The sequence below is a fragment of the Faecalibacterium prausnitzii genome, from assembly GCF_003324185.1.
In the GTDB taxonomy this organism is placed as follows: Bacteria; Bacillota; Clostridia; order Oscillospirales; family Ruminococcaceae; genus Faecalibacterium; species Faecalibacterium prausnitzii.
In genome coordinates, this window is record NZ_PXUP01000017.1 from 26,165 (window position 1) to 52,889 (window position 26,725).

Annotated in this window: 25 protein-coding genes and 1 tRNA gene; 2 read left to right on the top strand and 24 right to left on the bottom strand. The window is 57.7% G+C overall.

Annotated elements, in window-relative coordinates; genetic code table 11:
• Window positions 1-43 precede the first annotated feature (43 nt).
• Window positions 44-766, bottom strand: a complete 723-nt coding sequence (locus C7J97_RS11430) for an NAD-dependent protein deacylase (RefSeq protein WP_112121932.1) — start codon at window positions 764-766, stop codon at window positions 44-46.
• 87 nt (window positions 767-853) lie between these two features.
• Between C7J97_RS11430 and C7J97_RS11435 the strand changes: the two genes are divergently transcribed.
• On the top strand, window positions 854-1,324 hold the full coding sequence (locus C7J97_RS11435) for a methylated-DNA--[protein]-cysteine S-methyltransferase (RefSeq protein WP_005922054.1): 471 nt from the start codon (window positions 854-856) through the stop codon (window positions 1,322-1,324).
• Between the two features lie 60 nt (window positions 1,325-1,384).
• Here C7J97_RS11435 and C7J97_RS11440 read toward each other — a convergent pair whose 3' ends face one another.
• The 12 genes from C7J97_RS11440 to C7J97_RS11495 all read right to left on the bottom strand — a co-directional run bounded on the left by C7J97_RS11440 (window position 1,385) and on the right by C7J97_RS11495 (window position 13,100).
• Window positions 1,385-2,230 (bottom strand): response regulator, encoded by an 846-nt coding sequence (locus tag C7J97_RS11440; protein WP_112121931.1) that lies wholly within the window; start codon window positions 2,228-2,230, stop codon window positions 1,385-1,387.
• Window positions 2,231-2,600: 370 nt separating this feature from the next.
• Window positions 2,601-2,801, bottom strand: a complete 201-nt coding sequence (locus tag C7J97_RS11445; RefSeq protein ID WP_015537787.1) for a type II toxin-antitoxin system antitoxin — start codon at window positions 2,799-2,801, stop codon at window positions 2,601-2,603.
• 1 nt (window position 2,802) lies between these two features.
• Entirely contained in the window at window positions 2,803-3,840 is a 1,038-nt protein-coding gene (locus tag C7J97_RS11450; RefSeq protein WP_097783523.1) for an SPFH domain-containing protein, read from the bottom strand.
• A gap of 169 nt (window positions 3,841-4,009) precedes the next feature.
• Entirely contained in the window at window positions 4,010-5,260 is a 1,251-nt protein-coding gene (locus C7J97_RS11455; RefSeq protein ID WP_113992700.1) for a glycerate kinase type-2 family protein, read from the bottom strand.
• A 77-nt stretch (window positions 5,261-5,337) separates the two neighbouring features.
• On the bottom strand, window positions 5,338-5,565 hold the full coding sequence (locus tag C7J97_RS11460; protein ID WP_113992701.1) for a hypothetical protein: 228 nt from the start codon (window positions 5,563-5,565) through the stop codon (window positions 5,338-5,340).
• 154 nt (window positions 5,566-5,719) lie between these two features.
• Window positions 5,720-6,865, bottom strand: a complete 1,146-nt coding sequence (locus tag C7J97_RS11465) for a M15 family metallopeptidase (RefSeq protein ID WP_242983504.1) — start codon at window positions 6,863-6,865, stop codon at window positions 5,720-5,722.
• 35 nt (window positions 6,866-6,900) lie between these two features.
• Window positions 6,901-8,043 (bottom strand): N-acetylmuramoyl-L-alanine amidase family protein, encoded by a 1,143-nt coding sequence (locus tag C7J97_RS11470; protein WP_147232759.1) that lies wholly within the window; start codon window positions 8,041-8,043, stop codon window positions 6,901-6,903.
• A 60-nt stretch (window positions 8,044-8,103) separates the two neighbouring features.
• Window positions 8,104-8,670, bottom strand: coding sequence for a hypothetical protein (locus tag C7J97_RS11475; RefSeq protein ID WP_113992704.1), 567 nt, complete (start codon window positions 8,668-8,670; stop codon window positions 8,104-8,106).
• A 28-nt stretch (window positions 8,671-8,698) separates the two neighbouring features.
• Window positions 8,699-10,048: an alginate O-acetyltransferase AlgX-related protein gene (locus C7J97_RS11480; RefSeq protein ID WP_170126668.1), complete on the bottom strand. Its 1,350-nt coding sequence runs from the start codon at window positions 10,046-10,048 to the stop codon at window positions 8,699-8,701.
• A gap of 15 nt (window positions 10,049-10,063) precedes the next feature.
• Window positions 10,064-11,470: an MBOAT family O-acyltransferase gene (locus tag C7J97_RS11485; RefSeq protein WP_341458711.1), complete on the bottom strand. Its 1,407-nt coding sequence runs from the start codon at window positions 11,468-11,470 to the stop codon at window positions 10,064-10,066.
• A 43-nt stretch (window positions 11,471-11,513) separates the two neighbouring features.
• Window positions 11,514-12,143 carry a transglutaminase domain-containing protein gene (locus C7J97_RS11490; protein WP_113992707.1) on the bottom strand — a complete coding sequence of 210 codons (630 nt, stop codon included), beginning with the start codon at window positions 12,141-12,143 and terminating at the stop codon, window positions 11,514-11,516.
• 288 nt (window positions 12,144-12,431) lie between these two features.
• Window positions 12,432-13,100 carry a tetratricopeptide repeat protein gene (locus C7J97_RS11495; RefSeq protein ID WP_112121922.1) on the bottom strand — a complete coding sequence of 223 codons (669 nt, stop codon included), beginning with the start codon at window positions 13,098-13,100 and terminating at the stop codon, window positions 12,432-12,434.
• A 247-nt stretch (window positions 13,101-13,347) separates the two neighbouring features.
• Between C7J97_RS11495 and C7J97_RS11500 the strand changes: the two genes are divergently transcribed.
• Window positions 13,348-13,491 (top strand): tyrosine-type recombinase/integrase, encoded by a 144-nt coding sequence (locus C7J97_RS11500; RefSeq protein WP_015537780.1) that lies wholly within the window; start codon window positions 13,348-13,350, stop codon window positions 13,489-13,491.
• Window positions 13,492-13,625: 134 nt separating this feature from the next.
• Here the strand turns inward: C7J97_RS11500 and C7J97_RS11505 are convergent.
• The 11 genes from C7J97_RS11505 to C7J97_RS11555 form a co-directional block, all read right to left on the bottom strand.
• Window positions 13,626-13,703, bottom strand: a tRNA-Pro gene (locus C7J97_RS11505).
• A 150-nt stretch (window positions 13,704-13,853) separates the two neighbouring features.
• The gene (locus C7J97_RS11510; RefSeq protein WP_113992708.1) at window positions 13,854-14,648 is read right to left on the bottom strand and encodes a ComF family protein; all 795 of its coding nucleotides are present in this window, start codon (window positions 14,646-14,648) and stop codon (window positions 13,854-13,856) included.
• Window positions 14,648-16,789, bottom strand: a complete 2,142-nt coding sequence (locus C7J97_RS11515; RefSeq protein ID WP_113992709.1) for an S-layer homology domain-containing protein — start codon at window positions 16,787-16,789, stop codon at window positions 14,648-14,650. Before C7J97_RS11515 ends, C7J97_RS11510 begins: the two co-directional genes overlap by 1 nt.
• A gap of 40 nt (window positions 16,790-16,829) precedes the next feature.
• Window positions 16,830-18,041, bottom strand: a complete 1,212-nt coding sequence (locus C7J97_RS11520; RefSeq protein ID WP_113992710.1) for an ABC transporter permease — start codon at window positions 18,039-18,041, stop codon at window positions 16,830-16,832.
• The gene (locus tag C7J97_RS11525; RefSeq protein WP_113992711.1) at window positions 18,038-18,787 is read right to left on the bottom strand and encodes an ABC transporter ATP-binding protein; all 750 of its coding nucleotides are present in this window, start codon (window positions 18,785-18,787) and stop codon (window positions 18,038-18,040) included. Before C7J97_RS11525 ends, C7J97_RS11520 begins: the two co-directional genes overlap by 4 nt.
• Before the next feature lie 14 nt (window positions 18,788-18,801).
• Window positions 18,802-20,595 (bottom strand): RND family efflux transporter, encoded by a 1,794-nt coding sequence (locus C7J97_RS11530; RefSeq protein WP_113992712.1) that lies wholly within the window; start codon window positions 20,593-20,595, stop codon window positions 18,802-18,804.
• Window positions 20,596-20,994: 399 nt separating this feature from the next.
• Window positions 20,995-21,396: a NusG domain II-containing protein gene (locus C7J97_RS11535; protein ID WP_113992713.1), complete on the bottom strand. Its 402-nt coding sequence runs from the start codon at window positions 21,394-21,396 to the stop codon at window positions 20,995-20,997.
• Complete coding sequence (locus C7J97_RS11540) at window positions 21,393-23,309, bottom strand: flavocytochrome c (protein WP_044959967.1); 1,917 nt, start codon at window positions 23,307-23,309, stop codon at window positions 21,393-21,395. The genes C7J97_RS11535 and C7J97_RS11540 overlap by 4 nt, the downstream gene beginning before the upstream one ends.
• A gap of 109 nt (window positions 23,310-23,418) precedes the next feature.
• Window positions 23,419-24,417: a GGGtGRT protein gene (locus C7J97_RS11545; protein WP_005935035.1), complete on the bottom strand. Its 999-nt coding sequence runs from the start codon at window positions 24,415-24,417 to the stop codon at window positions 23,419-23,421.
• An 18-nt stretch (window positions 24,418-24,435) separates the two neighbouring features.
• The gene (locus C7J97_RS11550) at window positions 24,436-25,137 is read right to left on the bottom strand and encodes an iron-sulfur cluster assembly scaffold protein (protein WP_015537775.1); all 702 of its coding nucleotides are present in this window, start codon (window positions 25,135-25,137) and stop codon (window positions 24,436-24,438) included.
• A gap of 330 nt (window positions 25,138-25,467) precedes the next feature.
• A complete protein-coding gene (locus C7J97_RS11555) occupies window positions 25,468-26,661 on the bottom strand; it encodes an MFS transporter (RefSeq protein ID WP_113992714.1) in 1,194 nt (397 codons plus the stop codon).
• Window positions 26,662-26,725 lie beyond the last annotated feature (64 nt).

Below are 26,725 nucleotides of genomic sequence, written 5' to 3' on the forward strand. Positions count from 1 at the left end.
GCGCGCGAACCGGCGCGAAACAGCGCGCCTTACAGTGCAAAAATCAGTCCAGCGAGATGTCCTCGCTCAGCACTTGCCCGATGGGCTTTGCGATGCACAGGTCGGCAGAAGCATCAGCCCCGGTGGGCTGCATGTTGATGACCACCAAATTATCGCCCCGGAAGTACCGGATGAGCCCGGCGGCGGGGTACACCACCAGACTGGTGCCGCCGATGATAAGGGTATCGGCATGGCGGATGGCATCCACCGCGCCGGACAGCACCTCCTCGTCCAAGCCCTCCTCGTAAAGCACCACGTCCGGCTTTACGATGCCGCCGCACTCGGTGCAGCGGGGCACACCGGTGCTGTTTGCGATGAAATCCACATCGTAGAATCTGCCGCAGCGGGTGCAGTAGTTGCGCAGGGTGCTGCCGTGCAGCTCGTACACGGTTTTGCTGCCCGCCGCCTGATGCAGGCCGTCAATGTTCTGGGTGACCACAGCCCGCAGCTTGCCCTGCTGCTCCAGCTTTGCCAGCCGCAGATGGGCGGCGTTGGGCTTTGCACCCTTTACGATCAGCTTGTCGCGGTAAAAACGGTAAAATTCCTCCGGGTTTTCCTCCCAGAAGGTATGGCTGAGGATGGTTTCGGGCGGGTAGTCGTATTTCTGGTGGTACAGGCCGTCCACGCTGCGGAAATCCGGGATGCCGCTCTCCGTAGAAACGCCCGCGCCGCCAAAAAAGACGATGCTGCTGCTTTTTGCAATGATGTCTTCCAGTGCCTTGACCATAGTTGAAACGCCCCTTTCCTCACGGAAATTTTTGTGTTAAGATAATACCAGTATAGCACATTCTTGCAGGAAAGGAAGAGGCCGGTTTTGAACGTCTGGTACATCAACAGCATCCTTGGTGCCATCTGTCTGGAGGAGGAAAACGACGCGCTGTGCGGGGTACATTTTTGCCCGGACGGTGCGCCGGAGCTGGAACCTCTGCCCCGCAGGGTGGTGGAAACGCCCCTGTTACAGGAAGCCGAGGAGCAGCTGAACGAATATTTTGCCGGGGTGCGCCGGGAGTTCGACCTGCCGCTGGCGGCAAAGGGCACGGCCTTTCAGCAGGCGGTATGGGCGCAGCTGCGCAAGATTCCCTATGGGGAGGTGCGCACCTACGGGCAACTGGCGGCGGCGCTGGGCAAACCCAAGGCAAGCCGCGCCGTAGGCAGCGCCTGCCACCGCAACCCGCTGTGCATCGTGGTGCCATGCCACCGGGTCATCGGCGCAGACGGCAGCCTGACCGGCTACGCCGAGGGACTGGAGATCAAGGAATATCTGCTGGAGCTGGAACGATTTTAAGAGAATGATAAAGGCTGCTGCGCATCGTTTGCGCAGCAGCCTTTGGCGTTTTATGCAGTTTTAAAAGCCCGTGGGCGGGACGTAATAGCTTGGGATAGACCCGCTTTTGGGCATAGCTGCGGCCTGCTGGCGCAGCGCCGAGCGGGTAACCTCTGCCCAGGAATACTGGGTCATATACTCGCCCCGGTAGGAGTTGAAGGCTGAGCGGTCTCCCCGCAGGAAGTTATAATAATCGCAGTCCACCTTGCTGGTATCCAGCGCCAAGGTGCTGCGGCCGCGTACCAGCAGCCCGTTGACCCCTGCATCCTCCAGCGTATGGCTGAGGTCAAAGATCAAATTGCGCAGGTGGCTGTGCAGCGAGGCGGTGTCGGGCTTATCCTCCCACAGGACAGCCAGCATCTCGCCGTTGGTACAGGTGGCGCCGTTGCGGTCCACAAGGTAGGCCAGCAGCTCCTTGCTTTTGCTGCGCTTGAAGGAGAGCGGACGTCCGCCCACAAAGATCTCAAAGTTGCCGAAGCACTGGATCTTGATGCCCACAGGTGCCGTTTCCGGCGGGTAGCGCAGATTTTCCAGCACATTGCGCACATCGGCCTCGTTGGCGGGCTTGAGCAGAAAACCGCTGACGAAGATCTGCAATGCTTCCAGTGCATACTCCGGGTGCTCGGTGACCACGATGATATTGCAGCGGGGCTGCAATTTCTGAATCATGCGGGCAAGGGCAAGGCCATTCATGCCCGGCATTTCCAGGTTCAAAAAGGCAGCATCCATCGGGCCCTGCCGCATCCACGTCAGGGCATCGTCAGTCGTCATGGCACTGATATAGTCACAGTCCGGTGCCACCCGGCACAGGATGCGGATCAGCGAATTGATCGCAAGCTGACCGTCATCCACAACCAGTATTTTCATAGCTTCATCCCCCTATCTGCTTACGCAAAACAATTCCCCGCTGTTAGTTTAGCACGCTGCAAACTTTTAGGCAAGTTTTTTTCCGGAAAAGCCCAAAAAAGAAACGTTTTCGCCCAGATATCTGTCCATCTTCTCCTGTCTCTTCAAGTCATTTCCGCAGCTTCGGTCGCCTTTTTCGACGAAATACCGGAGCATTGCGCGCTCAATTGATATATCAAATCAGCGCTCATTTGTCCCTGCTTCCCGCCGGAAGGCACGGCTTTTCCCCGACAAACACAAGGCCACTGCACCGGTCTTGTGCAGCGGCCTTGTGAATAATTTGCGTTTGGCGTGCTCTGCGGCGCGCTCCAAACGTTTTTTCACGGGTTCTTCAATGGAGATCCAGCTCCGGCGGGACATCCAGCTGGTCGGAGACATATTTCCCGTTCTTTTTGCGCTGACGCACACACTCGGTAAGCAGATATTCGATCTGCCCGTTCACCGAGCGGAAGTCATCCTCTGCCCAAGCGGCAAGAGCATCGTAGAGCTTGGCGTTCAGGCGCAGGGGCACCTGTTTTTTCGGCTCTGCCATATCAGTACAGGCTGCCGCTGTTCACGATGGGCTGGGCATCCCGGTTGCCGCACAGCACCACCAGCAGATTGGATACCATTGCCGCCTTGCGCTCATCGTCCAGTTCCACTACCTTGTTCTCGTTCAGACGATCCAGCGCCATTTCCACCATGCCCACAGCGCCGTCCACGATCATCTTGCGGGCATCAATGATGGCGCTGGCCTGCTGGCGCTGCAGCATGACCGCTGCAATTTCCGGTGCATAGGCCAGATAGGTGATGCGGGCCTCCACCACCTCGATACCTGCCTCTGCCACGTTCTTCTGGATCTCGTCCCGGATGCGGGCAGCCACCACCTCAGAAGAGCCGCGCAGGCTGCCCTCATCGGCTACGCCGTCGCCGGTGGTGTCCACGTTGGGAGAAACATCATAGGGGTACACCCGCACCACGTTGCGCAGGGCGCTGTCGCACTGCAGGGAGAGGTATTCCTTATAGTTATCCACGTTGAACACAGCCTTGGCGGTATCGGTCACGCGCCAGATGACTGCAATGCCGATCTCCACCGGGTTGCCCAGACAATCGTTGATCTTCTGGCGGGAGTTGTTCAGGGTCATCATCTTGAGCGAGATCTTTTTGCTCATGGACTCGGCGCTCATCTGAGCATTCTGGCCGTTATTGCCAAACAGCGCAGCCACGCTGTTCTCCTTGCTGTTCACATCTCCGCTCTGGCTCAGGCGGGTGCCGGCAGCGGGGTTGACGGCGGTACAGAAGGGGTTCACCCAGTAAAAACCCTGTCCCTTCAGGGTGCCGATGTAATCACCAAACAGGGTGAGCACCAGCGCCTCCTGCGGCTTTAACACCTTAAGACCGCAGAACAGGAAAATGCCTGCGATCCAATACGCAATGGACAAAATCAGCAGCGGCACGCCCAGAAGCATCCGGTCTGCATTCAGCAGGGTGATGCTGTAAATGAACAGGGCAATGGCCACCACATAGCCCAGCAGGGTGAGCAGCAGCGCGGCCATGCCGTTTTTGCGGGTATTCAAAATTTTCTCTTCCATAACAAGTCCCTCCTTATCAGGGTCGGAAGTGTTTCTTTCTGATATCAAAATCATATCATTTTGCAGAAGAACTGTCAAGTATTTTCAACAAAAAAACCCGCCTGCCCGGGTAAAGCGGGCAAAGCGGGGTCAAATGTTATAGGAGCACCGCGCACCGGGCAAGCAGGGTTCAGGCGTCTGCCTGCACTTCTCCCCCGATCAGCACCACGGCAACATCATTGACGTTGGTACCAGTAGCGCCTGTGATGATAAGCCCATCCACCGCCTGCAAGGCGTGGTAGGCATCGTTGTTTTGCAGGGTGTCGAACACGTTCCAGCCCTTTGCCGCCAGTGCTGCGGCGGTGTCGCCGTCCACATAGCCGCCGGCGGCATCGGTAGGGCCGTCGGTGCCGTCACTGCCCACCGAGAACACCGCCGCGTTTTGTCCGGCCAGTGCCGGGGCTGCGGCCAGCGCCAGCTCCTGATTGCGCCCGCCCAGCCCTTTGCCGGTCAGGTGCACCACGGTTTCCCCGCCCGCGATAAAGGCTAGCTTTTTTCCTTGTCCCGCATGGGTGCGGGCGATGGCCCCCAGAAAGCTGCCTGCCTCCTTGGCTTCGCAACAGAGCCGGTCGGTGAGGAGGATGGGCTCATATCCCAGCTCCCGGCAGGCTTTAGCGGCAGCGGTGCACAGCTCTCGGACGCTGCCAGTGATCTGCGCGGTCACGTTGTCAAGGGCTTTCGGCGTTTCCTGCGCCAGCAGCGCCTTTGCCTGTTCTGACAGGTCCAGGTGGTATTTTTCCGCAATGGCAAAAGCCTGCGCACAGGTGGAGCTATCCGGCACCGCCGGGCCGCTGGCGATCATATCCAGCGGATCGCCCAGAATATCGCTGAGCACGATGCTGAACACCCTTGCGGGCGCGCAGTGCTGTGCGAACCGACCGCCCTTGACAGCGGACAACCGCTTGCGGATGGTATTCATCTCCACGATATCGGCTCCGCTGGCAAGGAGCTGATTGGTGATGTCCTGCAATTCCCCGCCGGGGACAAGCGGCTTTTCAAACAGGGCGCTGCCGCCGCCGGAAAGCAAAAACAGCACCGTGTCCTCTGCGGTCAGCCCCTGTACCAGCGCCAAAGCTTTTTCGGTGGCTGCAAAGCCGTTGGCATCCGGTACGGGATGACCTGCCTCATAACAATTTACACCAGGGATTCTGCCTTTTACATGGCCATACTTAGTCACCACCACGCCGCCGTCCACGCGCCCCAGTGTCTGCACGGCGGCGTATGCCATCTGCCAAGCGGCCTTGCCTGCCGCCACCAGCAGCACTCTGCCGCCTCCGGGCTGAAAGTCCTCCAGCGCGCGGCACACGGCTTTATCCGGCAGAACCGCCTGAATGCTGGAACAGATGATCTCATCCGCATCCCGCCGCAATGTGGTATTCATAATACAGTCCTCCTAACAGAGTTTGCCCATTCTCGATCCGAATGACCTGCTGCGCAATTTCCGAGTGATGCAGGGCTTTACGCGGTCAGGTCTTTTTTGCCGGGGTTCAGGACGAGCCACACGCCCTCACCTTCACGGCTGCGGTTTTCGTGGCTGCCATAGTAGACATAGAGCTTGCTCAGGGATACCGCACCGATCTCTTCCGCAGTGGGGGCGGCGGCAGTCAGGGCTTCGGCGGTGACTGCGCCGTTCTCGGCTTCGCTCACGTCTGCCCATGCGGTCTCGTTGGCGTAGACAGCCAGCATCTTGCCGTTGGCATCGTAGTAGCGCAGCTGGTAGCCGCGTGCCAGCAGGCTGCCAGCACCGCAAGTGCTGCCAGCAATAGCAACAGGCTGAAAAGCGCTTTTTTGCTTTTTTCAGTTGCTACATTTTGTATTCCTCCAAAGCGCAACCCCAAAGTTATGCTTCAAACATTTTCCAGCTGACACAGCCGTCCAGCCAGAATTTTCCGTTTCCAGAGGTCATGCGCACCTTATTCTGTGCATCCAGATCGTTAAAGTGCCACCACTCCGAGGCCAGCGGTGTCATGCCTGCATTGGTACAGTACCCCTGCAGCCGCCGCGCACCGTCTGTCATGGATGCCGATGCAGTGGCCCGCTTCCATGCGGTGGCCGAATTAGAAGTTACCGGGCCGGTAAAGCAGGCCGCCGCACTGCTCAGCTCGTGCATGGCAGAGGGCATGGCGTATTCCTCACCGGTCACCTGTACAAAGGGACACCCCGCCATGCTGTGCTCTGTCTGCTCAGTGATGCGCAGCAGGGTCGTGTCCATTGCCACACCGCGCTGATGGTTGGAAAGAGACGTTGCAATAAACCAGCCGATATTCCACGCGCCCTTGTTCAGTGCCGTCATCAGTTCCTTGTCCATCCTTGCCTTGGCGTACACTGCATCCTTTACCAGCATCTGCACCTCATAGGGCCGGAATGTCTCTATGATCTTCAGACAATCGCCCGCCTTCAAAGCGTTTTTCTGCGCTGCACCAACCTTTTTTGCCATAGCGTAATTGATAGGCATTAGATACTCATCCCGCCCAAGGCGCTGGTTGTAGAACAGGCCGTCATACAGTTTCTGTCCCGTAATGCCTTCAATATCCTTTCCGCAGGTTTTAAAGATCGATGCCTTGGCATTGGGGTTTTCGTATACGATGGAAGGCAGAACATCGGGCAGATTGATCATACACAGTTCATTTTCCAACCAGCCCACGGTGCCGTCCAGCAGGCAGACCTGCCAATATGCGCCAGACTCCTGCCGGATATAAAACATATCTCCCGCTGCAAGTCTGCGCAGTACCGTACTGGTCCCATCCGGTCTCTCGTACAGCAGCATCACAGCCGCCCCTGCAAAGCCTGTTGAACCTTCCAACGGCAGTTCGAAGTTCTGGGGAACGCGGATGCCATCCCGCAGAACTGCATTGTCGTCCAGTGCTGCATTCCACATCGGTCCGGTTTCAGAGACCGGATCACTGACTTCCTGCTGCTGCCAGCTGACAGCCCGCTCTTCCACTGTGGGGTTCTGGCAGCCCGTCAGAAGCCATGCGCATGCCATGGCCGAAAGGCACAGAAAATCACGTCTTGTTGTTTTCATGTATTTTCCGTCCCTTCTTCCTGCTGTTCCTGTGCCGGAGTTTCCGGCGCTGTCGGTGCCTTCAATGCGGTCTCCTGCTCTGCCGCCGATCCCTCCGGCGACTGCGTCGGCTGTTGTGCCGCCGGGGCAGTCTGCCCCGCTTCCGTTGTTTCGGTCTGTGTCGGCTGCGCTTCCAGCAGTTCTTCCTCCGGCGGTTCGCCCTCGGCATCCTCTGCAAGATCGTCCTCCGGTGCCTGATTCCCAACCGGCTGAACACTGCCGCTGCCGTTCAGGTTGCTGCTAAGTGCGCCCTCCCCGAATGTGCCCGACTGACTGACGCCGTTGATAAAATAGTAGCTTTTTTCATGGGAATGATCCCATCCCTGCTTCAGTTCACCATTTGTCCCAAAAGCATAGGGCTGGCCGTCGATCACACACCATCCGGTCATCTGATTTCCGTTGCCGTCCAAATAGCGCGTGCCCGCATCCGTTTCAACCCAGCCGGCCTGACTGACACCGTCCACAAAGAAATAATCCTTTCCATCGATCTCTGTCCAGCCCTGTGCCGGTGCGCCGCTGTTGTTGTAGTATTTCAGGACGCCGTCCGTTTTTTTCCAACCGTTCAGTCGGTTTTTGACCCGTCCATCGCTATCCAGTTCCCAGACCTTTCCGTCCTCCTGATAAGTACCGGTGCGCGGATGTCCGGTTTCGTCAAAGCAGTACTGCACTCCGTCCAGCATGATCCAGCCGGTGTACAACTGGCCGGTCTCCGGTTGGAAATAGTAGTATTTTCCGTCTATCTTCGCTTCGCCCTGGGTGAGCTCTCCATCTGCGTTGGCATAGCCGACATAGCCGTTCTCTTCGATCCAGCCGGTCTTCAAAAAGTTGTTGCTGCCAAAATAGTAGAGCTTATAGTTGATCTCATACAGCCCCTGCGCACGGGTGCCGGTAGTCGGCGAGATATAGTAGCGATGCAGTCCTTCGCCGTGCCACCCCGTAGTCTTACTCTGGATCGCTTTGTAAACTCCAAAAGCGACCCCTGTGAGCAGACACAGGCACACCAGTACTACACCGACGGCTTTCAGCGGCCTTGCCGCCCTTCTTCTGCGCGTATTCTGCGTCACGCTAAACCGATATCGTTTGATCTTCTGGCGTTTCATTCTCATCTTCCCATATAAAGATTCAGCCCCCGGTGGAATGCCAGAGGCCGAATTTCATGTTTAATAGGCGTCCTGTACCGTCTCTTTACCGTTTTCACGGTAGGTCGTCACAGTAAAGCCGTTGTAATACAGCAGGCCATCCTCGCCATCACCGATGCAGCTGGAAGCATACTCCGAACTGTTCGGCTTGCCAATAGCGGCATACAGCTTGGAAACGTCTTTGCCCACATACTTCAGGGCAGTTTCCAGGCTGGCAGTTTCTGCCGGAGCAGTCTCTGTAACGGGCTTGCTTTCCACAGGCTCCGTCTTTTCTTCTTTGGAGGAAGCAGCCGTCTCCTGCTTTGCAGGCTTAGATTTTGCCGCAGTCTCGGCCTTGGATTCTGCCTTGGATTCTGTCGGTTTCTCCGATGCCGCCTCGCTTACCGCAGAAGAAGCTTCGGAAACTGCCTCCGAGACCGCCTCGCTTTCCGGCACAGCCTCCGACGAAGCAGCCTCCAATGCCACAACGGAAACCGATTCGGATTCCACAGCCGAGGAAGCGGTCGTTTCTGCTTTTGCCCCGCATCCCGATGCCAGAAGCATCGCACCGCAGAGCACTACACCCATCATCTTATAGTTTACATTCATTTTTTGTTCCTTCTTTCTATTCTTTCAGTCAGTCGGCCAGGGCGCAAAAAACCCATTCACCGTCCGACAGAAATGCTGCTTTTAGTTGCTGCTCCCGCACATTCTGCGGAAGATACGCCGTAAACGGCTGTGTTCCCTCTCCGCAGGGGGAAGCTTCGTAGGTTTCGGTCTCTGCCAGAATGTAGATCGGAGAGTCGTCATCCACACGCTGCCCGCTCAGATTGCCTGTCAGGCAGAAAGTCCCCTCCATTCGGCTGTCCTTCCGTTGTGCCTTCGCACTTGTACCGGTATCTGCTGCCGGGACTGCCGTGCGTTCCGGAGCAGGCATTTCCGGGGCGCGTTCCAGCAGCCAGTTCAGGTTGCGTTCCACCAGTTCCACCAGCAGCACATCGGGCTGCTCTTCTGTAACAGCCGTCAAAAGGTAGGGCATATTCCGGGAGAAACAGGCGTTGCCGTAGCTCTGTGCCAGAAAAGGATGCAGATTGATGCCAAAGGAATCGCGGTATACAAAAATGCTTTCGTCTGCCGCCGAATTTTCCGTGTGGATCGTGATATCATCTGCCGAGTGGAATTTTTCGTCATACTGACAGGTAAAGTCGTATGCCGTATCCTGTTCCGTCTCGTTTCCGGCAGGGTACACCATCTCATACAGGTCGCCGGTATGCGGGGATGTTTTTCCATTGATGCAGGAATCAAACTCCGCTTCAGAGCCTTTCAGTTCTTTCAGCAAAGTCTGTGCTGCCAGCTGTGCGCCCCGCATATTCCAGTGGCTGTCCCGACGGTAATACAGCTGCTCTTCGTGGTCAGACAGTGTTTTGAACAGATCCACATACCGGACGTTCTGCTGTTCCATTTGCTGCTGAAGCAGTTGGGCGTTCCGTACGGAGGCTGCCGTATATCGTGCCGGCATCTGACCGCTATACAGGGAATTTTTATTGGGTGCGATGGTAAAGCAGAACCCAATGCCGTTCTCTTCGCAGTATTCCTGCATCAGACCCAGTACATGAGCGGCCGCATAACTCTGCCGGGCTGTAAAGAGTTCTGCGCCGGTATAGTCCGCAAGGGTGCTTTTATAGAACAGCCAATCGTCTTTTCCCAACAGCACACTGCTGCTGTCCAGCGTTTTGAGCACGGTTCCGGTAAGCTGATCGTTCAAGGTGATCATCTCATGACGGAGCCCGAAATGATCCGCAAAATAATCCGAAAACTCATTCAGGATACCGGTATTGAAGCTGCCATCCTCTTTCCGTAATTCAGGAAAGGATGCAAGCTGCTCATTGCCCACCGCTTTTTCCGTCTGCCAAGGCATCACAGCCACAGGCAAAATGCAAATTGTGGCAATGACCCCCACAAACAGGATATATCCTAATTTTTTCACTTGCATTTTTCCACCTCAGAACTGGAAATAGATAAAAGGCACATAGGATGCAGCCGACAGATGCAGGATATCCACCAGCAAAAGCGCCAGCGCCCCTGCATAACTCAGTGCCTGAAGGCATGCATACACGCTTCCGGTCTGCTGCTCTGCTTTACGGCAGACCAGCGGCAAAACCGGCGTACTGCCCACAAGGCCAACCGCCAGTGCAAACAGGGTCAGCGGGGTCAGACACTGCGCCAGCAGCAGCCCTGTCTGCGCAGAGGCAGAGCCACCGGAAAACATGGCTCCTATCATTGAGAAGGCCTGCCCCATGTTGTCTGCACGGAAGATCACAAAGCCAACCAGCACCACAAGCAGTGTGTACAAATGTTTCAGCACCACACACGCAGGGTTCCGCCCGCCTTTGCCATGTTTTTCCAGCCCGAACAGCTTTTTAACGGCGTCCTCTGCCACGATAAAGAAGCCATGCCACAGGCCCCAGACGATAAAGGTCCAGTTTGCACCATGCCACAGCCCCGTGCAGAAAAACACGATCAGCTTGTTCCAGTAAGTCTTTGCCTTGCCCTTCCGGTTGCCGCCCAGTGGGATATACAGGTATTCCCGGAACCAGGTGGAAAGGGAGATATGCCATCTGCGCCAGAATTCCTGAATACTGGCCGAGACGTACGGATAATTGAAGTTTTCCTTGAAGTGGAACCCAAAGCACAAGCCCAGACCGATGGCCATATCGCTGTATCCGCTGAAGTCGAAATAGATCTGCATCAGATAGCACACCGCGGCCAGCCAAGCCGTCCGGCTGTCCAGCACAGAGCGGTCGGCGTTGTAGATCAGTGCTACAACATTGCCGCAGATATCGGCGATCAGCAGCTTCTTGCTCAGGCCCACAATAAACCGGCGCAGGCCTTTTGCCAGCTGCTCCAGCGTATTTCGGCGGCTATGTATCTCATCTGCCACGTCCTCATAGCGGATGATCGGTCCTGCCACCAACTGTGGAAACAGAGCAATGTACAGCAGTACATCCCGGAAATGAGTGCTCTTCAGGCGTTCATTCCGGTATACATCGATCACATAACTCAGCCCTTGAAAGGTGAAGAACGAGATACCCACCGGCAGAACGATGGAAGGCACCGGGATCGTCACGCCCGGCAGCCGGTCTACCGTCTGTACCAGAAAAGTCAGATACTTGAAAATACCCAAGATTCCCAGATTAACGGCCACAGCGGCATAGAGCACGCTCTTTCTCCCGGAGACGAACAGACCGGCCAGATAATTGCAGAACACAGAGAACAACAGCAGCAGAACATACCACAGCCCGCTGAAGGCATAGAACAGCAGACTGGCTGCGACGAGCCAGAGATTTTTTGCTTCCCGCCCGGGCAAAAGATAATAGCATCCCAGCACGATGGGCAAAAACAGAAACAAGAAAATTACGGAACTAAAAACCATTTTTCGGCTACCTCAGCAATCACGGAAACTGGTAGCTGAACACCGTTTTATTCAGCGGCATTTTATACATATTATATTCTGCATGGCCGTATCTGCCGGCACGATAGCCCCACTCCAGTTCCACATCATAGATATAGGGAACTCCGTTCTCGCAGATCATGACCCATGCATGGTCCGAGTCCTTGCGGCCCACACCGCCAGACACTACATAGGCATTGTAGCCCAGCCGCCGGGCCATATAAAGGAACTGGCCTGCAAAGCAGTAGCAGTTGCCCTTTTTGTGTTCAAACATGAACAAAGCGCTCTCTTCTGCCCAAGCCGTTGTGCCTCTTGCCTGATGCGGACGGGCAAGGTATGCGCCGTAATCCCGGACATACAAATAGGCGGCGCGCAGCTTTTGCGCCTTCGTCATGCCAGAGTTTGTGCACGCAGCCAGTGCCTGATCCACATAGCTGTCCAGCGTTGCATTGCCAGAGGTATAGCGGCCATTCGCATCAAAAGTAAGGTATTCTACCGCGCTGTTCGTCAGGAACGAGCCATCCTCTTTGACATAGTACATTCCTCCGTCGATCTCGTGCAAACCCTTGGCGTACCGATCGATGGCATAGCCATTCTTCGAAACATGATACAGCTTGCCGTCAATCGTCACAAAGCCACCTGTGCCGGTGCGTCTACTGACTGCACCGCGTATGCAGTCGGCACCAGAAGCATGGCCGACATTGCAAGAATAACAGCCGTTACACTAAGTTTTTTCAGCATTTTTTCATACCCCTTAATCGATTGATTTTTATTGATACTCGTTCCAGATCTGTTCCTTCAGCTTTTTTCCTGCCTGCGCAGGATCCATGCTGAAATGACTGCCGCAACAGCCGAAACGATCATGCCAACGATTCCAACCACACAAAAGATTTGTCCGGTAGACGCAGGTATTCCCTCCTTATTTGAGCCATCCGCTGGTGCGGAGCTGGTCGATCAGAAGATAGGCCATCTGCATATCAAAACGATAATCCGATGGATACTGCTCCTGCAGATCTTTCAAAACCTTTTCAGCTTCACTGTACTGATCCAATGCCTGCAGTACAGTTGCCAGATTCAACCGGGTGGCAATAGTATCGTAGCCGCTGTCCACCAGTTCCTCCAGCAGCTGCTGCGCTTCAGCATAGTATTCTTCTGCATTTTCTTTGTCAGATGCTGCCTGCTGCATCATAAGATCCGCAAGCATCTCCTTTTGAAGCACAGCCTGACCTTCCGGAAGATTCTGGCATCCCTGTTTCAGAATGCGCACAGCCTTTTCCATATCGTCCTGATTCAGCGCTGCATTTGCGGCTGACAGGTAAGCATGGCTCAGGAGCTGCGGGTCCTCCACCTCATTGAACACTTTTATGTAAAGCGCAAGCGCCTGATCATAGTTCTTTTGCAAGGACAGAATCTCTGCCGCAACCAGATCACAGTCACCGAAGGAAGCGCCTTTTTTCTGCAATGTATCCAGCTCCTGCTGTGCCTCTTCCAGCTTTCCATCATTGGCAAGTGCAATAGCAAGACCCCCGATAGCTTTCAGTACCTGCTCCCTGTAACCGGACGGCCGCCTGCAGTTCCAGCACCGCATTGGCGTAATCCTTATCATAATACTTAAAGATCGAGCAGATCGTAGAGTACCCCACTCTACAGCCACTATTCTTTTTTAGATTTTACAGCTAATTCCGCAATCGGTCAATGAAAAACACTCCAAAATCCAATTTTTTTGGGAGGGGAAAAAAATTGTTTGACGTAATCGACAGTATTGCCAAAAACCTGACAATTTGATTGTATGCTCCGTCAAACAGGCCCATTAAACAAAAGGAATTGTATCGCCGATGCAGGCGTTGGGCGTGGATATTCAGACCATCCAGAGCATCGTAGGCCACGCCGACACCGAGATGACTGAGCATTATCTCCATGTTCAGGAATCCATTCGGCAGAGTGCGATCCAGTTGTTCAGCGAGGCATTTTCGGCCTGAAAATTGGACGGAACGGCACTAATTAGACCAGATAAAATCTTTGGCATTGTGGTCAAAATTGTGGTCAAAACCAAATGAGGCCAGCCTATAAACAAAAAAATCCAACGATTTCTAACGTGAAATCGTTGGATTTATGGTCCGAGTGGCGAGAATCGAACTCACGGCCTCTTGAACCCCATTCAAGCGCGCTACCAAAACTGCGCTACACCCGGATATCTGTTTGCGTTTTCCGCTCACAGCTTGATTAGTATACCCGACTTTTCCCGTTTTGTCAAGCGCTTTTTCCAAATTTCTTATGCCGTTTTTACATTTTGCTTTCCCGGCCTTTGCCCGCCGAAGGGATGCGCGAAAGAGCGTTATTTTCAAAAATCGCTATATGCATCTTCCTCGTCATCCTCGCAGATCGGGGTGGTGTCGTCCGGCGGTGCGCCAAACTCTACCGTGGCAAAGGCCAGCGCGAACACGCTGTCTGCCCCGGCATGGAGCAGTGCCTGTGCGCAGGCGGCAGCGGTCGTGCCGGTGGTGATCACGTCATCTACCAGCAGGATGCGCTTGCCCTCCACCTGCTGCGGCTGTGCCGCCCGGAACGCGCCTGCTACGTTGGCCATGCGCTGCTCCAGCGGCAGACCAGCCTGATGCCGTTTGGCGCGGGTGCGCACCAGCGCCTGCGGTTCCAGCGGCACCTCCATGGCTTTTGCCAGCGGCAGCGCCATCAGTTCCGGCACGTTGTAGCCGCGCTTTTTGCCGGAGGCCGGCACCGGCACGATCAGGTCGTACCCGATAGCTGCCCACGGCACCGGCTGCGGGAGCAGCTCGCCGTACTGTACGGTCAGTTCTCCGCCAAAGGCCAGCTGCACCAGACGGTTGCCCATCTCCACAGCCCGCCACGGCTTGCCCTGATACTTTGTGTTCAGGATGCCGCGCCGCACACAGCCGCTGTAGCGGTAGGGCGCAGCTGCACCGGCCAGATTGCTGATATAGTGCTGCGCCGGGTCCAGCCGGATACCCGGCTTGCGGCGCAGCGCTTCCAGCTGCTCTGCGCAGTCCGGGCAATCCCGTACATCTCCCAGCACCCGGCCGCAGAAGGGGCACTCACGCGGGTAGAGCAGCTGCCGTACCGCCCGCAGCGCCCTGCGCCGGGGGTCATAGTAGTCCATCAGTCCTTTTTGACTGCCACGATCACCCGCACGCGCTTGCCTGCTGCGCAGCCAAAGTTATCGTACCAGCCGGTCAGGTAGTAGCCCTCGGAGCTCACCTCGGAAAGCTTGGTGGCATAATACTGACCCTTGTACCACAGGTACACCTGCATATCGTCAGCCGTCTCGTAGCGGGTGCCGTTGCTCATCACCGATGCTGCGCCCACCTTGTCGATCTTCATGGGCATCAGCTGGATCATGGCCTTTACCGTGCCGTTCACGTTCTGCCGCACTGCCAGACCGCCCGCCAGCACCGGATACTTGACGGAGGTGGAAAAGCTGGCCTGACTGCCGTTGACGTAACAGATATAAGTAGCGCCGCCGCCCACAAAGTTGAGGATGGTGCTCATGGGCTGACCAGTGATATCGGCCAGCTGCTTGAGACCGATGCTCAGCAGCGAACCGGAGCTGCTGGTGATGCGGTTCCAGACCGTGCTCAGCAGCGAGCCGTCAATGACGCCCCACAGGATCTCGCTGGTGGTGGGCACCAGTACATCGCGCAGATCATCCGTCACCGTCGTGGTGTTGGTGGTACTGCCGGTGCTGCCGGAGCTGGAAGAGCTGTTCCCGGAGGAACTGCTCCCCGAACCGGAGGAGCCGCTGCCGGTCAGGGTGCCCAGAATGGAGCCGGCGTTGACGGCCAGATTCTTCACATCGTCCAGCACGCCGTATTTCCACAGGTCGCCGGTGACATCGTTCAGGATCAGGCGGTCGATCTGTCCCTGCTCATTCAGCGTATAGTAACGCACGGTCAGGGCATTCAGCTTTGTCCCCGCTATTCGGCTGGGACGAACCGTCCCAGCCAACCCCTCCGATGTCGTTTCCAAAATTTGTACGTCATCGGCCAGAGCATAGTCCCCCAGCGCGGTGGCGGTGTCGTTGATGGTACCGCTGACCGATTTGGACTCGATGGCGGTCACCTGCTCCCCTTCGGGTGTCACGCTGATCTCTACCAGCCAGCCGGTGGGATAGTTCAGGCTTTTGTCGATGTTCACGGTGCGGGTGATGCCGTCGGTGCACATCACCGAGATCTTTTGCAGCACGTCTGCGCCGTTATCCTCTACAAGACTGCGGTTGGCGGTCTGCACCACGCCGTAGAACACGCTGTCGGCTTCCTCGCCGGTGATCACATCGGCTACCTCGTTGTCCATGCCCAGCAGCAGGGTGACTATTTCGCCCACGCCGCCGCCGTTCAGGGAGGAGATCTTGGACGCCACCGCAGAGCTGCCCAGACTGTAGGTGCTGCCCGCCACAGTCAGTGCTGTAGGTGCGCTGGCACTGGGCGATACCGCGGTAATGCGGCCTGCGGCGCGGCGGGTGTAGATCCACACCGTCTGCAGGCTTTCGCTGTAATAGTACACATCGTACTTGTTCAGCTCTGCCGAAGCGGAGGTCTTATCGTTGCGGTAGACGCTCACCGGTGTAAAGGGCAGCTGGGTGCCCTCCTCCGCCACAAAGGGACCCTTGCGGCTCTTGAGCAGCACCGAGGAGGTATCCACCTGACCGTTGGACACCGTAAAGCCCAGCGAGCTGCCGTAGGCGCTGCCGCTTGCGGTGTTGGCGCGCAGGGCGTTGTACAGCAGCAGGGTGCACTGCTCGTAGGTCATAGCCTGACCCTGCGTACAGGTCAGCTGATCCCGCAGACCGATCTGCTGCGCCTTGTTCAGCTGTGCCTGCGGGAAGGAGCCGGTCAGGTCGGTGGTCTTATAGCTCAGCAGCTTCAGCACCGCTGCACAGGCTTCCTCCAGCGTGACGGTGTTGTCCGGGCGGAAGGAGCCGTCGGTGTAGCCGTTCATCCAGCCCTGCTGCACCGCAATGCGGATGTAGGGTGCCCACTGGGAGGTGCCGGGCACATCCCGGTACAATGTGCCCACAGTTCCCTGCGCGTCCACACTCTCCCGGTAGGTGGAAAAGGACACCAGCATTTTGGCAAAGGCACCGCGGGTAACGTTGGCGCCAAGCTCCTGACCGGTGGGCACAGCGCCCAGAGTGATAGCCGTCTGCAGAGCCGTATTGTTGATGCTGGCCGCCGAGACCGGCAGCACCAGCACCGACACCGCAATGCTGACCGCCAGCAGAAATGCGAGAATCCGTTTTTTCATTGGTCGTACCTCTTGTTCTTTGTTTATCACGCCGCCGCGCTCAATCGTAGCGCAATGCTTCAATGGGGTTCAGCCGGGCTGCGCGCCGTGCCGGCAGATAACCGAACAGCACGCCGATGCCCACCGAGATGCCAAAGGCCACCACAATGGAGTTAAAGGAGGGGCTTACCGTAACGGTGGTATCAGTCATGAACATGGGCAGCACCCTGTTCGCCACCATGGACATTACATAGCCCAGCGCAATGCCTAAAACGCCGCCCAGCGCAGAGGTGGTAGCTGCCTCCACCACGAACTGCGCCAGAATGGTGCGTTCCTTTGCGCCCAGCGCCTTGCGGATGCCGATCTCTCGGGTGCGCTCGGTGACCGACACCAGCATGATGTTCATAATGCCGATGCCGCCCACCAGTAGCGAGATGCTGGCGATGCCGGTAAGTATCACGATGACCATGTTGATCATCTTGTTCATTTCCTCCAGCCACTCGCTGGCACTGTACACATAGTAGCCGTTTTCACTTTTGAGAAGCGCCTGCAGTTCTTCCTCCATGGTCGCTTTCGTCTCGTTGGCAAGGCTTTCGTCGGCCATCATGGCAGTGTAGCAGTCCACCATGCTCTGGCTGGAAAGCCGCATCACGGTGGTGTAGGGCAGATAAACACAGTCATCGTCGCTGCCCTGCTGCATGGTAGGGTCGCTGACCTTGGCAGACAGCACGCCTACAACGCGGAACTTGTTGGCACCGATCTTGAGGGTCTGTCCCACGCCGTTGCCGCCAAAGGCCACGCGGTTGAGGTAATCGCCGATGACGCAGACCTGCTTATTGTCCTGCATATCCATGTACTGCAGGCCGCGTCCCTGAACGATCTGGTAGTTTTTCATTTCGGTAAAGTTTTCGTCCACACCGCTTATGTTGGACCAGCGGTAGCTGGTGGTGCCGATCTTCAGCGTACCGCTGGCGTTGCCGCCGAGGTTGACCTGCGGCGACACCGCCTTGATCAGATTGGAATGCCGCTGGCAGATATCGTACATCTCCTCCACCGGCACGGTGCGGGAGCCATAGCCCCACACCTGAATGCTGAGGGTGTTGGTGCCCAGTGCGGAAAAGCTGTCCCGCATACTTTTGGTCATACCGTTGCCCAGACCCACGATGACGATGACCGCCATCACGCCGATGATGATGCCCAGCATGGTCAGAAAGGTGCGCAGCTTGTTGCTCCACACGTTCTGGATGGCCTGCCGGAAGGTTTCAAAGATCATGCCTGTTCCTCCTTTTCCGGCGTTTCGGGCAGCAGGGTGGGCTGCACCATGGCCTCCGGTGCGTGGGAGTCGCCGTCATACACCACCTGACCGTCCTCCAGCCGGATGATGCGGTCGGCCTGCACGGCAATGGAGTTGTCGTGGGTGATCAGCACTACGGTGTGTCCCTGCTTGTGCAGCTGCTGCAAAAGCCCCAGCACCTCGCGGCCGGTATGGGAGTCCAGCGCGCCGGTGGGCTCGTCTGCCAGAATGACCGGCGGGTTGCGCACCAGTGCCCGCGCAATGGACACACGCTGCTGCTGACCGCCGGAAAGCTGGTTAGGGCGGTTTTTCAGCTTGTCGCCAAGCCCCACCTGCTCCAGCACCTCCCGGGCGCGGATGTGGCGGTCGGCGCGGGAGATGCCCGCATACACCAGCGGCACCTCCACGTTTTCCATCAGGTTCAGCTTGGGCAGCAGATTGTACTGCTGGAAGATAAAGCCCAGCATCTCGTTGCGGATGGCGGCCAGCTCGTTGCGGTTCATCTTGCCCACATCCCGGCCGTTGAGCCGGTAGGTGCCATAGGTAGGCACATCCAGACAGCCGATGATGTTCATGCAGGTGGATTTGCCCGAACCGGACTGGCCCACGATGGCCACGAACTCGCCTTTTTCGATTTTCATGGTGATGTGGTCGGCAGCCTTTACCGTGGTATCGCCCATCTGGTAATACTTGCACACCGCATCAAACTCGATCAGAGCGCTCATTCATCCCTCCTGCGTCAATTCACCACAACTGCACCGGTCTCAGCGGGGTCAATGCCTTCTGCCGGCTCTTCAGCGTCCGCTGCGGGTTCTTCGGCGTTTTCCGTCTCTTCCGGCAGCATTTCCTCGCCGCCCGCGGCAGCATCTGCGGCGTTTTCGGTACCGCCGATCACTTCACCGTCGGAGTAGTCGTAGCCGCCGTCGTCATAGTAGCTGTCGCTGCTCACAGAGCTGGGGTCGTAGGCGATGGTATCACTCTCGGACAGGCCGCTGGTCACCTGCGTATAGTTGTCATCACTGACGCCGGTCTTGACCTTGACGTACACATAACCCTCCGGTGCGCTCATGGAAGCATCAGCGTTCACGGCGCTGGGAGAATCCTGCCGCACCAGCACATAGCTGCCCCGCACAATGGCGGCGTTAGGCACGGTAAGCGCATTTTTGGCCTGTGCCACCACGATCTCGGCGTTGGCGTTCATACCCGGGCGCAGACCGGTGGTCTCGTCAATGCGCACGGTCACCGGGTAGGTGGTGGTACCGCCGCTGGTATCACCCTTCATGGACACACGGGTGACCAGACCCTCGTAGGTCTTATCCTTCACGGCGTCTGCGGTCACCTGTACGGACTGCCCCACCTTCAGGCTGCTGACCTGCAGCTCGTCCACTTTGATAGTCATTTCCAGATAGCTCAGGTCGTAGATGGTGCACAGGTCGCTGCCGGTGCTCAGGGCATCGCCCACCTTGGCATTTTTCTCGATGATGGTGCCGCTGATGGGCGAGGTGATGGTGTAGTTATCCATGGTGTCCTGCATATTCTGCATGGACAGTTCCGCACCGCGCAGGGTCTCGGAGGCAGACTGGATGGACTCGGTCAGTTCCTCACCGCTGAGGGTCAGGATGATGTCGTCCTTGTTCACGTTGCCGCCCTCCCGCACATTGATGGCGGTGACAGTACCGGAAGTCAGCGCAGTCAGGGTGCGCTCGGCCTGATACTGGAAGTTGGCTGCCGCAATGGAACTGACCCCGTTGACAGTAGCCGTAGCAGCCTGTGCCGTGGTCAGACCGCCCGCGTTGGACACCGAGAGGGTCACAGTGCGGGTAAGCAGGTTGCCGGTGCTCAGGGCATCGGTGCCGGTCACGGCGGTAATGGTGCCGGGCAGCACCTCAAAGGTGCCGTCCAGCGTGACCTCGGCGGTCTGCCCTACCGAGAAGTTGGCAGCATCCGCAGCCGGGAACTCCAGCACCAGATTCATCTTGGAGCTGTCCCGCACCACGGCCACCTCCTGCCCGCTCTTTACCTCATCGCCCTTGTTCACCTTCAGGCTGCTGACGACGCCCGCCACCTCAGCACGGACATACTGGCGGTCTACGGTCTTATCGTAGCTGCGCTGCGCCTGCTGCAGGGTGATGGCTGCCTGCTCCACCTTGGTGGTAGCGTCGGAGGAATCCACCGTGTACAGCACAGTGCCCTCTTCCACGATATCGCCCTCTTCAAAGCTGCCGGTCAGCACCTTGCCGGACACCAGCGATTTGACACTGTAAGTATTGGCAGGCTTCAGCGTACCAGTGCCGCTGAGCGTGTTGGAGACATCCCGGGTCTCCGGCACTGCTTCTGTATAGGAAGTATCCACGTTGGCGGGCTTTGCACCCTTGGGCTTCAGCAGCCACCAGCCGCCTGCCAGCACCACGATGGCCACCGGCACCAGCCACTTCCAGTTCTTTCGGGCAAAGGCTGCCGCACCGCCTTTTTTGGGTGCAGCCGCTGCGTCCTGCTGCGGGTCGGCGGGCTGTTTAGACTTGTTCCAGATCATTCTTGCCGTTCCTCCTAGGTTCTTTTATGACAAGGTGCTTTTTGCAAAAGCACCCGTCAGAAACTCTTATTTGTAGTGTATCGCATTTTGCCCCGATAAACAAGCGTCCATTTTTCGTTTCACGGCATTTCCACAAAGTTTCAGACTTTTTTAACAAAGAATGGCTTTCTTTGTGCGCCGCTGAGCAGCTGCATATCCTTTATAATACGATTCAATCCGCCTCTTCCCTGCTCATCTTCCTGTGAAAAAAGAGATTCTCTGCAACTATCGGCTCACGCTAAAAAGCTCCCCCTTCGGGGGAGCTGGCATCGCACAGCGATGCCTGAGAGGGTTCTTTTGCCGTTTTTTCCTCAAAAAGAAAATCAGCCGGACCCGAAGGCCCGGCTGATTTATTCTTTTTTACCCTGCGTCTGTGATGGGCTCTACCACCACATACACCTCTGCGGGCACACAGGCGGCCCATGCGCCGTCCTTGTCCAGCCAGCCGAATTGCTCACAGACATGGTCCGGGCACTGGCTGTCCAAAAACGCGATGGCACCATCCTTCACCTGCAGGTGCACGATGTAGTCCCCTACCTCGTACAGGTAATCGTGATCCTGCGCAAGGGGCAAAGTCTCGGTAACGCCGTCACCGAAATCCACAACAGCCTGTAAGCCGCTGCCCTTGGCGGGGTGCTGCGCCCGCACCGCAAGAAAAATACCTGCGGCCAGTGCCAGCACCACCAGTGCAAAGATCACATTTTTCTTCCACGCGCTGCCCTTGGGGGCGGCGGTGTCAGAGTTTTTTGGCTTTATGCTCATGCAGCGTACTTGCTGGCAGCTGCACCGGCAATGCGGCCAAAGACGGTAAAGTCGGCCACAGCGTTGCCGCCCAGACGGTTTGCACCGTGCACGCCGCCGGTCACCTCACCTGCTGCGAACAGGCCGGGGATCACAGAGCCGTCAGCCTTCAGCACCTCGGTGTTGGTGTTGATCTTCAGGCCGCCCATGGTGTGGTGCACACCTGCGGTGACCTTGATAGCATAGTAGGGAGCGGTATCCAGAGCCTTTGCAAAGCTGGTACGGCCAAAGTCGGGGTCGTTCTTGGCGGCAACGTAGCCGTTCCAGGTCTTCATGGTCTCGGCAAAAGCAGCCTCGTCCACGCCCATAGCCTTTGCCAGTTCCTCGTAGGTCTGGCCGGTCACGGTGTAGCCCTTCTTGATGTAGCCCTGAATGACGCTGGAGGCATCGACCATAGCCTGATCCACCACCAGCCAGCTGTAGCTGCCGGTCTGAGCGATCTCAGCGGCAGAAACCACGTCACGGGTGCCCACTTCGTCGATGAAGCGCTTGCCCTCGGCGTTGATCAGCACAGCGCCGTCGCCGCGCAGACCCTCGGTGATCAGAGCAGCGGTGTTAGCCTCCACGGTGGGGTGGATCTGGATCTGATCCATGTCCACAGTGTCAGCGCCCACAGCGGTAGCCATCTCAATGCCCTGACCCTGTGCGCCTGCGGCGTTGGTGGTCATAAAGCCCTTCAGCTCGGGCTTGTACTCGGTGACCATGTCCAGATTTGCGCCGAAGCCGCCGGTGGTCAGCACCACAGCCTTGGCATTCACGGTGATGGTCTCGCCGGTGGAACCGGTAGCCTTCACGCCCACAACAGCGCCGTTTGCATCGGTCAGCAGCTCGGTAGCGGTGGTGTTCAGCAGGGTCTGCACGCCGGCCTTGTCGCAGTTCTCCTGCAGCAGGGGGATCATGTAGGAGCCCACAGAAAGGGTCTTGCCCTCAGCATCCACGGGGCGATGGATACGCTTGACGGATGCGCCGCCGAAGCTGGAAACGCTGTGCAGGGTGATGCCGTGCTCGTCCAGCCAGTCGATGGCGTCAGCGCTGTTAGAGCACAGAGTCTCCACCAGAGCGGGGTCGTTGATGCCCTTGCCGCCGATCATGGTGTCCAGCTCCATCAGCTCCACAGAGTCGAAGTAGCCCTTGGGGTCTGCCTGATAAGCTGCCCACTGCTCAGAGACGGTCTTAGCCAGAGCGGTGATGGTAGCGTTGTCAGCGTACTTTTCAGCAGCGGTCTTCAGGGTCTTTTCCACGCCTGCGGACTCGCCGAACTCGTTCTCATCCTGATACACGGTCTTGCCGGCGTTCATGCCGCCGGTAGCGCGCACGGAGTTGCCGCCCACCATGGGCTGGCTCTCCAGAATGACCACGCTCTTGCCCTCGGCAGCAGCCGTGATGGCAGCAGTCATACCTGCACCGCCTGCACCCACGATGGCAATGTCTGCATCAATGGTGGAGTCCTCGGCCTTGTTTTCCTCGGCCTTGACCTCGGTCTTGTAGTCGTCAGCGTTCAGGCCGGCTGCGACCAGAGCGGCAGCAGCAGCTTCCTTGATGGCGTCGGAGGTGATAGTTGCAGTGGCCACGCCGTCCACGGCAATGCTGCCGCTCTCGGCAATCGCGCCGGGCAGCTGCTCCAGAGCCATGGTGCCGATGCCGGGGGTCTCATCCTTGCCCTCGGCGGTACAGCCGGTGATCTTGCCGTCGGTCAAAGTCAGAGTGACGGTAACATCGCCGCCCATGCCCTTGGCCGTACCGGTGAACTCGCCGGACACGCCTGCGGTGGAGGAGGCAGACTTGCTGCCGCAGCCGTAGCCCAGCAGGCTGACGCTTACAACAGCCGCCATGGCCAGCGCAGCCACGCTCTTGCGGATCTGATTCTTTTTCATTGTTTCATCCTTCTTATTTTGGGTTGCTTGTGTTCGGATATCTATCAGCAAAAAAAGGGGAGCTGCTCATTCGGAAAGCAGCTCCCCCTCGCTGAAACTTAGGAAAGACTTAGGCGTTGGCCTGAGCTGCAGCAACAGCGCAGGCAACGGTAGCGCCGACCATGGGGTTGTTGCCCATGCCGATCAGACCCATCATCTCAACGTGTGCGGGCACAGAAGAGGAGCCTGCGAACTGAGCATCGCCGTGCACGCGGCCCAGAGAGTCGGTCAGGCCGTAGCTTGCGGGGCCTGCAGCCACGTTATCGGGGTGCAGGGTACGGCCGGTGCCGCCGCCGGAAGCAACGGAGAAGTACTTCTTGCCGTTCTCGATAGCCCACTTCTTGTAGGTACCGGCAACCAGATGCTGGAAGCGGACGGGGTTGGTGGAGTTGCCGGTGATGGAGCACTGCACGTCCTCCTTCTTCATGATGGCAACGCCTTCCATAACGTCGTTAGCGCCGTAGCACTTAACGGCTGCGCGCTCACCCTCGGAGAAGGGGATCTCCTTGACCACAGTCAGGGTCTGGGTGGGGATATCGTACTCGGTCTGCACATAGGTGAAGCCGTTGATACGGGAAATGATGTAAGCTGCGTCCTTGCCCAGGCCGTTCAGGATGACGCGCAGGGGGGTCTTGCGGACCTTGTTTGCAGTGCGGGCGATGCCGATAGCACCCTCAGCAGCAGCAAAGGACTCGTGGCCTGCCAGGAAAGCGAAGCAGGTGGTGTCCTCGCTCAGCAGACGAGCGCCCAGGTTGCCGTGACCCAGACCGACCTGACGCTGCTCAGCAACAGAGCCGGGGATGGTGAAAGCTTCCAGACCCTCACCGATAGCAGCTGCGCACTCGGCAGCGTCGGTCAGGCCGCGCTTCACAGCGATAGCGGTGCCCAGAGTGTAAGCCCAGACAGCGTTATCAAAGCAGATGGGCTGCACGCCGCGGACGATCTTGTCGCAGTCGATGCCCTTAGCGAGGAGCATCTCGTTGCAAGCGTCCAGAGACTCCAGACCGTTAGCCTTCAGGCATGCCTCGATTTTAGGCATACGGCGATCCATAGATTCAAAAGTTGCCATTGAGTTGTTCCTCCTCTCTTATTCCTCACGCGGGTCGATGTACTTCACAGCGCCCTGCTCCTTGCTGAAGCGGCCGTAAGTACCCACGTTCTTCTCGTAAGCCTCGTTGGGGGTCTTGCCGTGACGGATATCCTCCATCATCTTGCCCAGCTTAACGAACTGATAGCCGATGACCTCATCGTTAGCGTCCACTGCCAGCTTGTTGATGTAGCCCTCGGTCAGCTCCAGATAGCGCACGCCCTTCTCCTTGGTGGAGAAGATGGTGCCGGTCATGGAGCGCAGACCCTTGCCCAGGTCGTCCAGACCTGCGCCGATGGGCAGACCGTCCTCAGAGAAAGCGGTCTGGCTGCGACCGTAGACGATCTGCAGGAACAGCTCGCGCATAGCCACGTTGATAGCGTCGCACACCAGGTCGGTGTTCAGAGCTTCCAGAATGGTCTTGCCGGGCAGGATCTCGCCTGCCATAGCAGCAGAGTGGGTCATGCCGGAGCAGCCGATGGTCTCCACCAGAGCCTCTTCGATGACGCCGTTCTTGATGTTCAGGGACAGCTTGCAGGTGCCCTGCTGGGGTGCACACCAGCCCACACCATGGGTGTAGCCGCTGATGTCCTTGATCTCATAGGCCTTGACCCATGCGCCCTCTTCGGGGATGGGAGCCGGACCATGCTTAGGACCTTTGGTGATCGGGCACATATTCTGTACTTGCTGCGAATAGGTCATAATCATACTCTCCTTTTGACAAAATGTCGCTTTGGCAGCATAAAACCGCCGCCGCGCCCTGCCGGCACAGCTGCTGCTCCATACTGCTTGCATCCGAACCGGGTGCGCTGCTCTCTTTCAGCGCCTGCACCGGTACTACCACGCATGATTTTATTATAGAGAAAACGGACGAATTTTGCAAGTCATTTCCTGCAAAAAGTACAGCCGGGTTTTACGGTCATCCGGCGCTAACTGTCATTTCCACCGCTTTATACAAATCAGTCGTCAAGTTTTTGTCAATTCTGCCGTAAGCACCGGCAAACTTTTTATAGTCTTTTCTTTTTGCGCGTTTCAGCGCGGGTCTTTCTGCACCGGATGCAGCGCCCAAATGGCTGCAAAACCCGCCGCCGCACCGGCCATAGCAAGCAGGTGCCGCCCATTTTCCAGCGCCAGCAGGTTGGCTGCAAAGGGGAACGCAAGACTGCCCACGCTCTGCCCCAGCGCCAGAAAGCCGTAGTTCACCCCCGCGTGGGGCAGGCCGAACAGGTCGGTGGAAAGGGCAGGCAGCACCGCCGCCAGCGCTGAGTAGCAGAAGGTGAGTCCGGCGTAGCACACCACCACCCACCAACCCCGCGCCGCCCAGAACGCCGCCGACAGCCCAAGCGAAGCTGCAAACAGCCCAAGGTCGGTGGCGCGGCGGCCGATATGGTCGCTGAGCATGGGCATCAGCATCCGTCCTGCGGCGCTGCCCACACTGCCCAGTACGATGCTCCACAGCGCAGCGGTCTCGTCCAGTCCGCGCTCCATGCCCAGTTTTAAGATGATAGGGCTGAACAGCAGCACCGCCGGGGTGGAAAAGCACACCGCGCCCGCGCACAGCCAGTACTGCTTTGTGCGCAGCATCTGCCCCGGGGAGAGATCGAGGGTGTTTTTGCCGCTTGGCTGCTGTTTTTTCTGCGGCGGGTCGCTGAGTACCGCACTGCCCGCAAGGCACACTGGCAGGGTGAGCGCACCAAGCGCCCAGAACGCGCCCCGGATTCCCTGCACCGGGCCAAAGCCCCGCAGCGCCGCCCGGACGAACAGGGTAAGGAACGCGCCGGAAAGTCCCACCGCTCCGCCGATGACCCCGGTCGCCAATCCCTTGCGGCCTGCATACCACTTTTGAGCGCAGGACTGGATAGAGGGGTACAAAAAGGCTGTGCCCAGCCCCGCCGGGATGCTGAAGGCCAGAAAGAACCCCCACCCTGCCCAGCCCGGCAGAAAGGCCGCTGCAAAAAAGCCGCCGCAGAGCAGGGCGGTGCCCCACAGCGCCGCACAGCGCGGGCCCTTTTTGTCCTGCAAAAAGCCGCCCAGCACACACCCCACCCCAAAGGAGGCAATAAGCAGGGCAAAGGCGTAACCCGCCCCCTGCTCAGAAAGGCCGTATTCCTCCATGACCGGCTGCTGAAAAACGCCCCAAGCCGCCGGTAAGCCGGTAAGCACCTGAATGGCTGCCCCCGCAGCCAGAATCGTCCACGGGTGTTTTGCTGCAAACTGCTGTTTCATACCTTCACCTCAAAGATTTGTGCAATTTGCGATAGTGTGCCCATTTGGATTGACAATCCGGCAT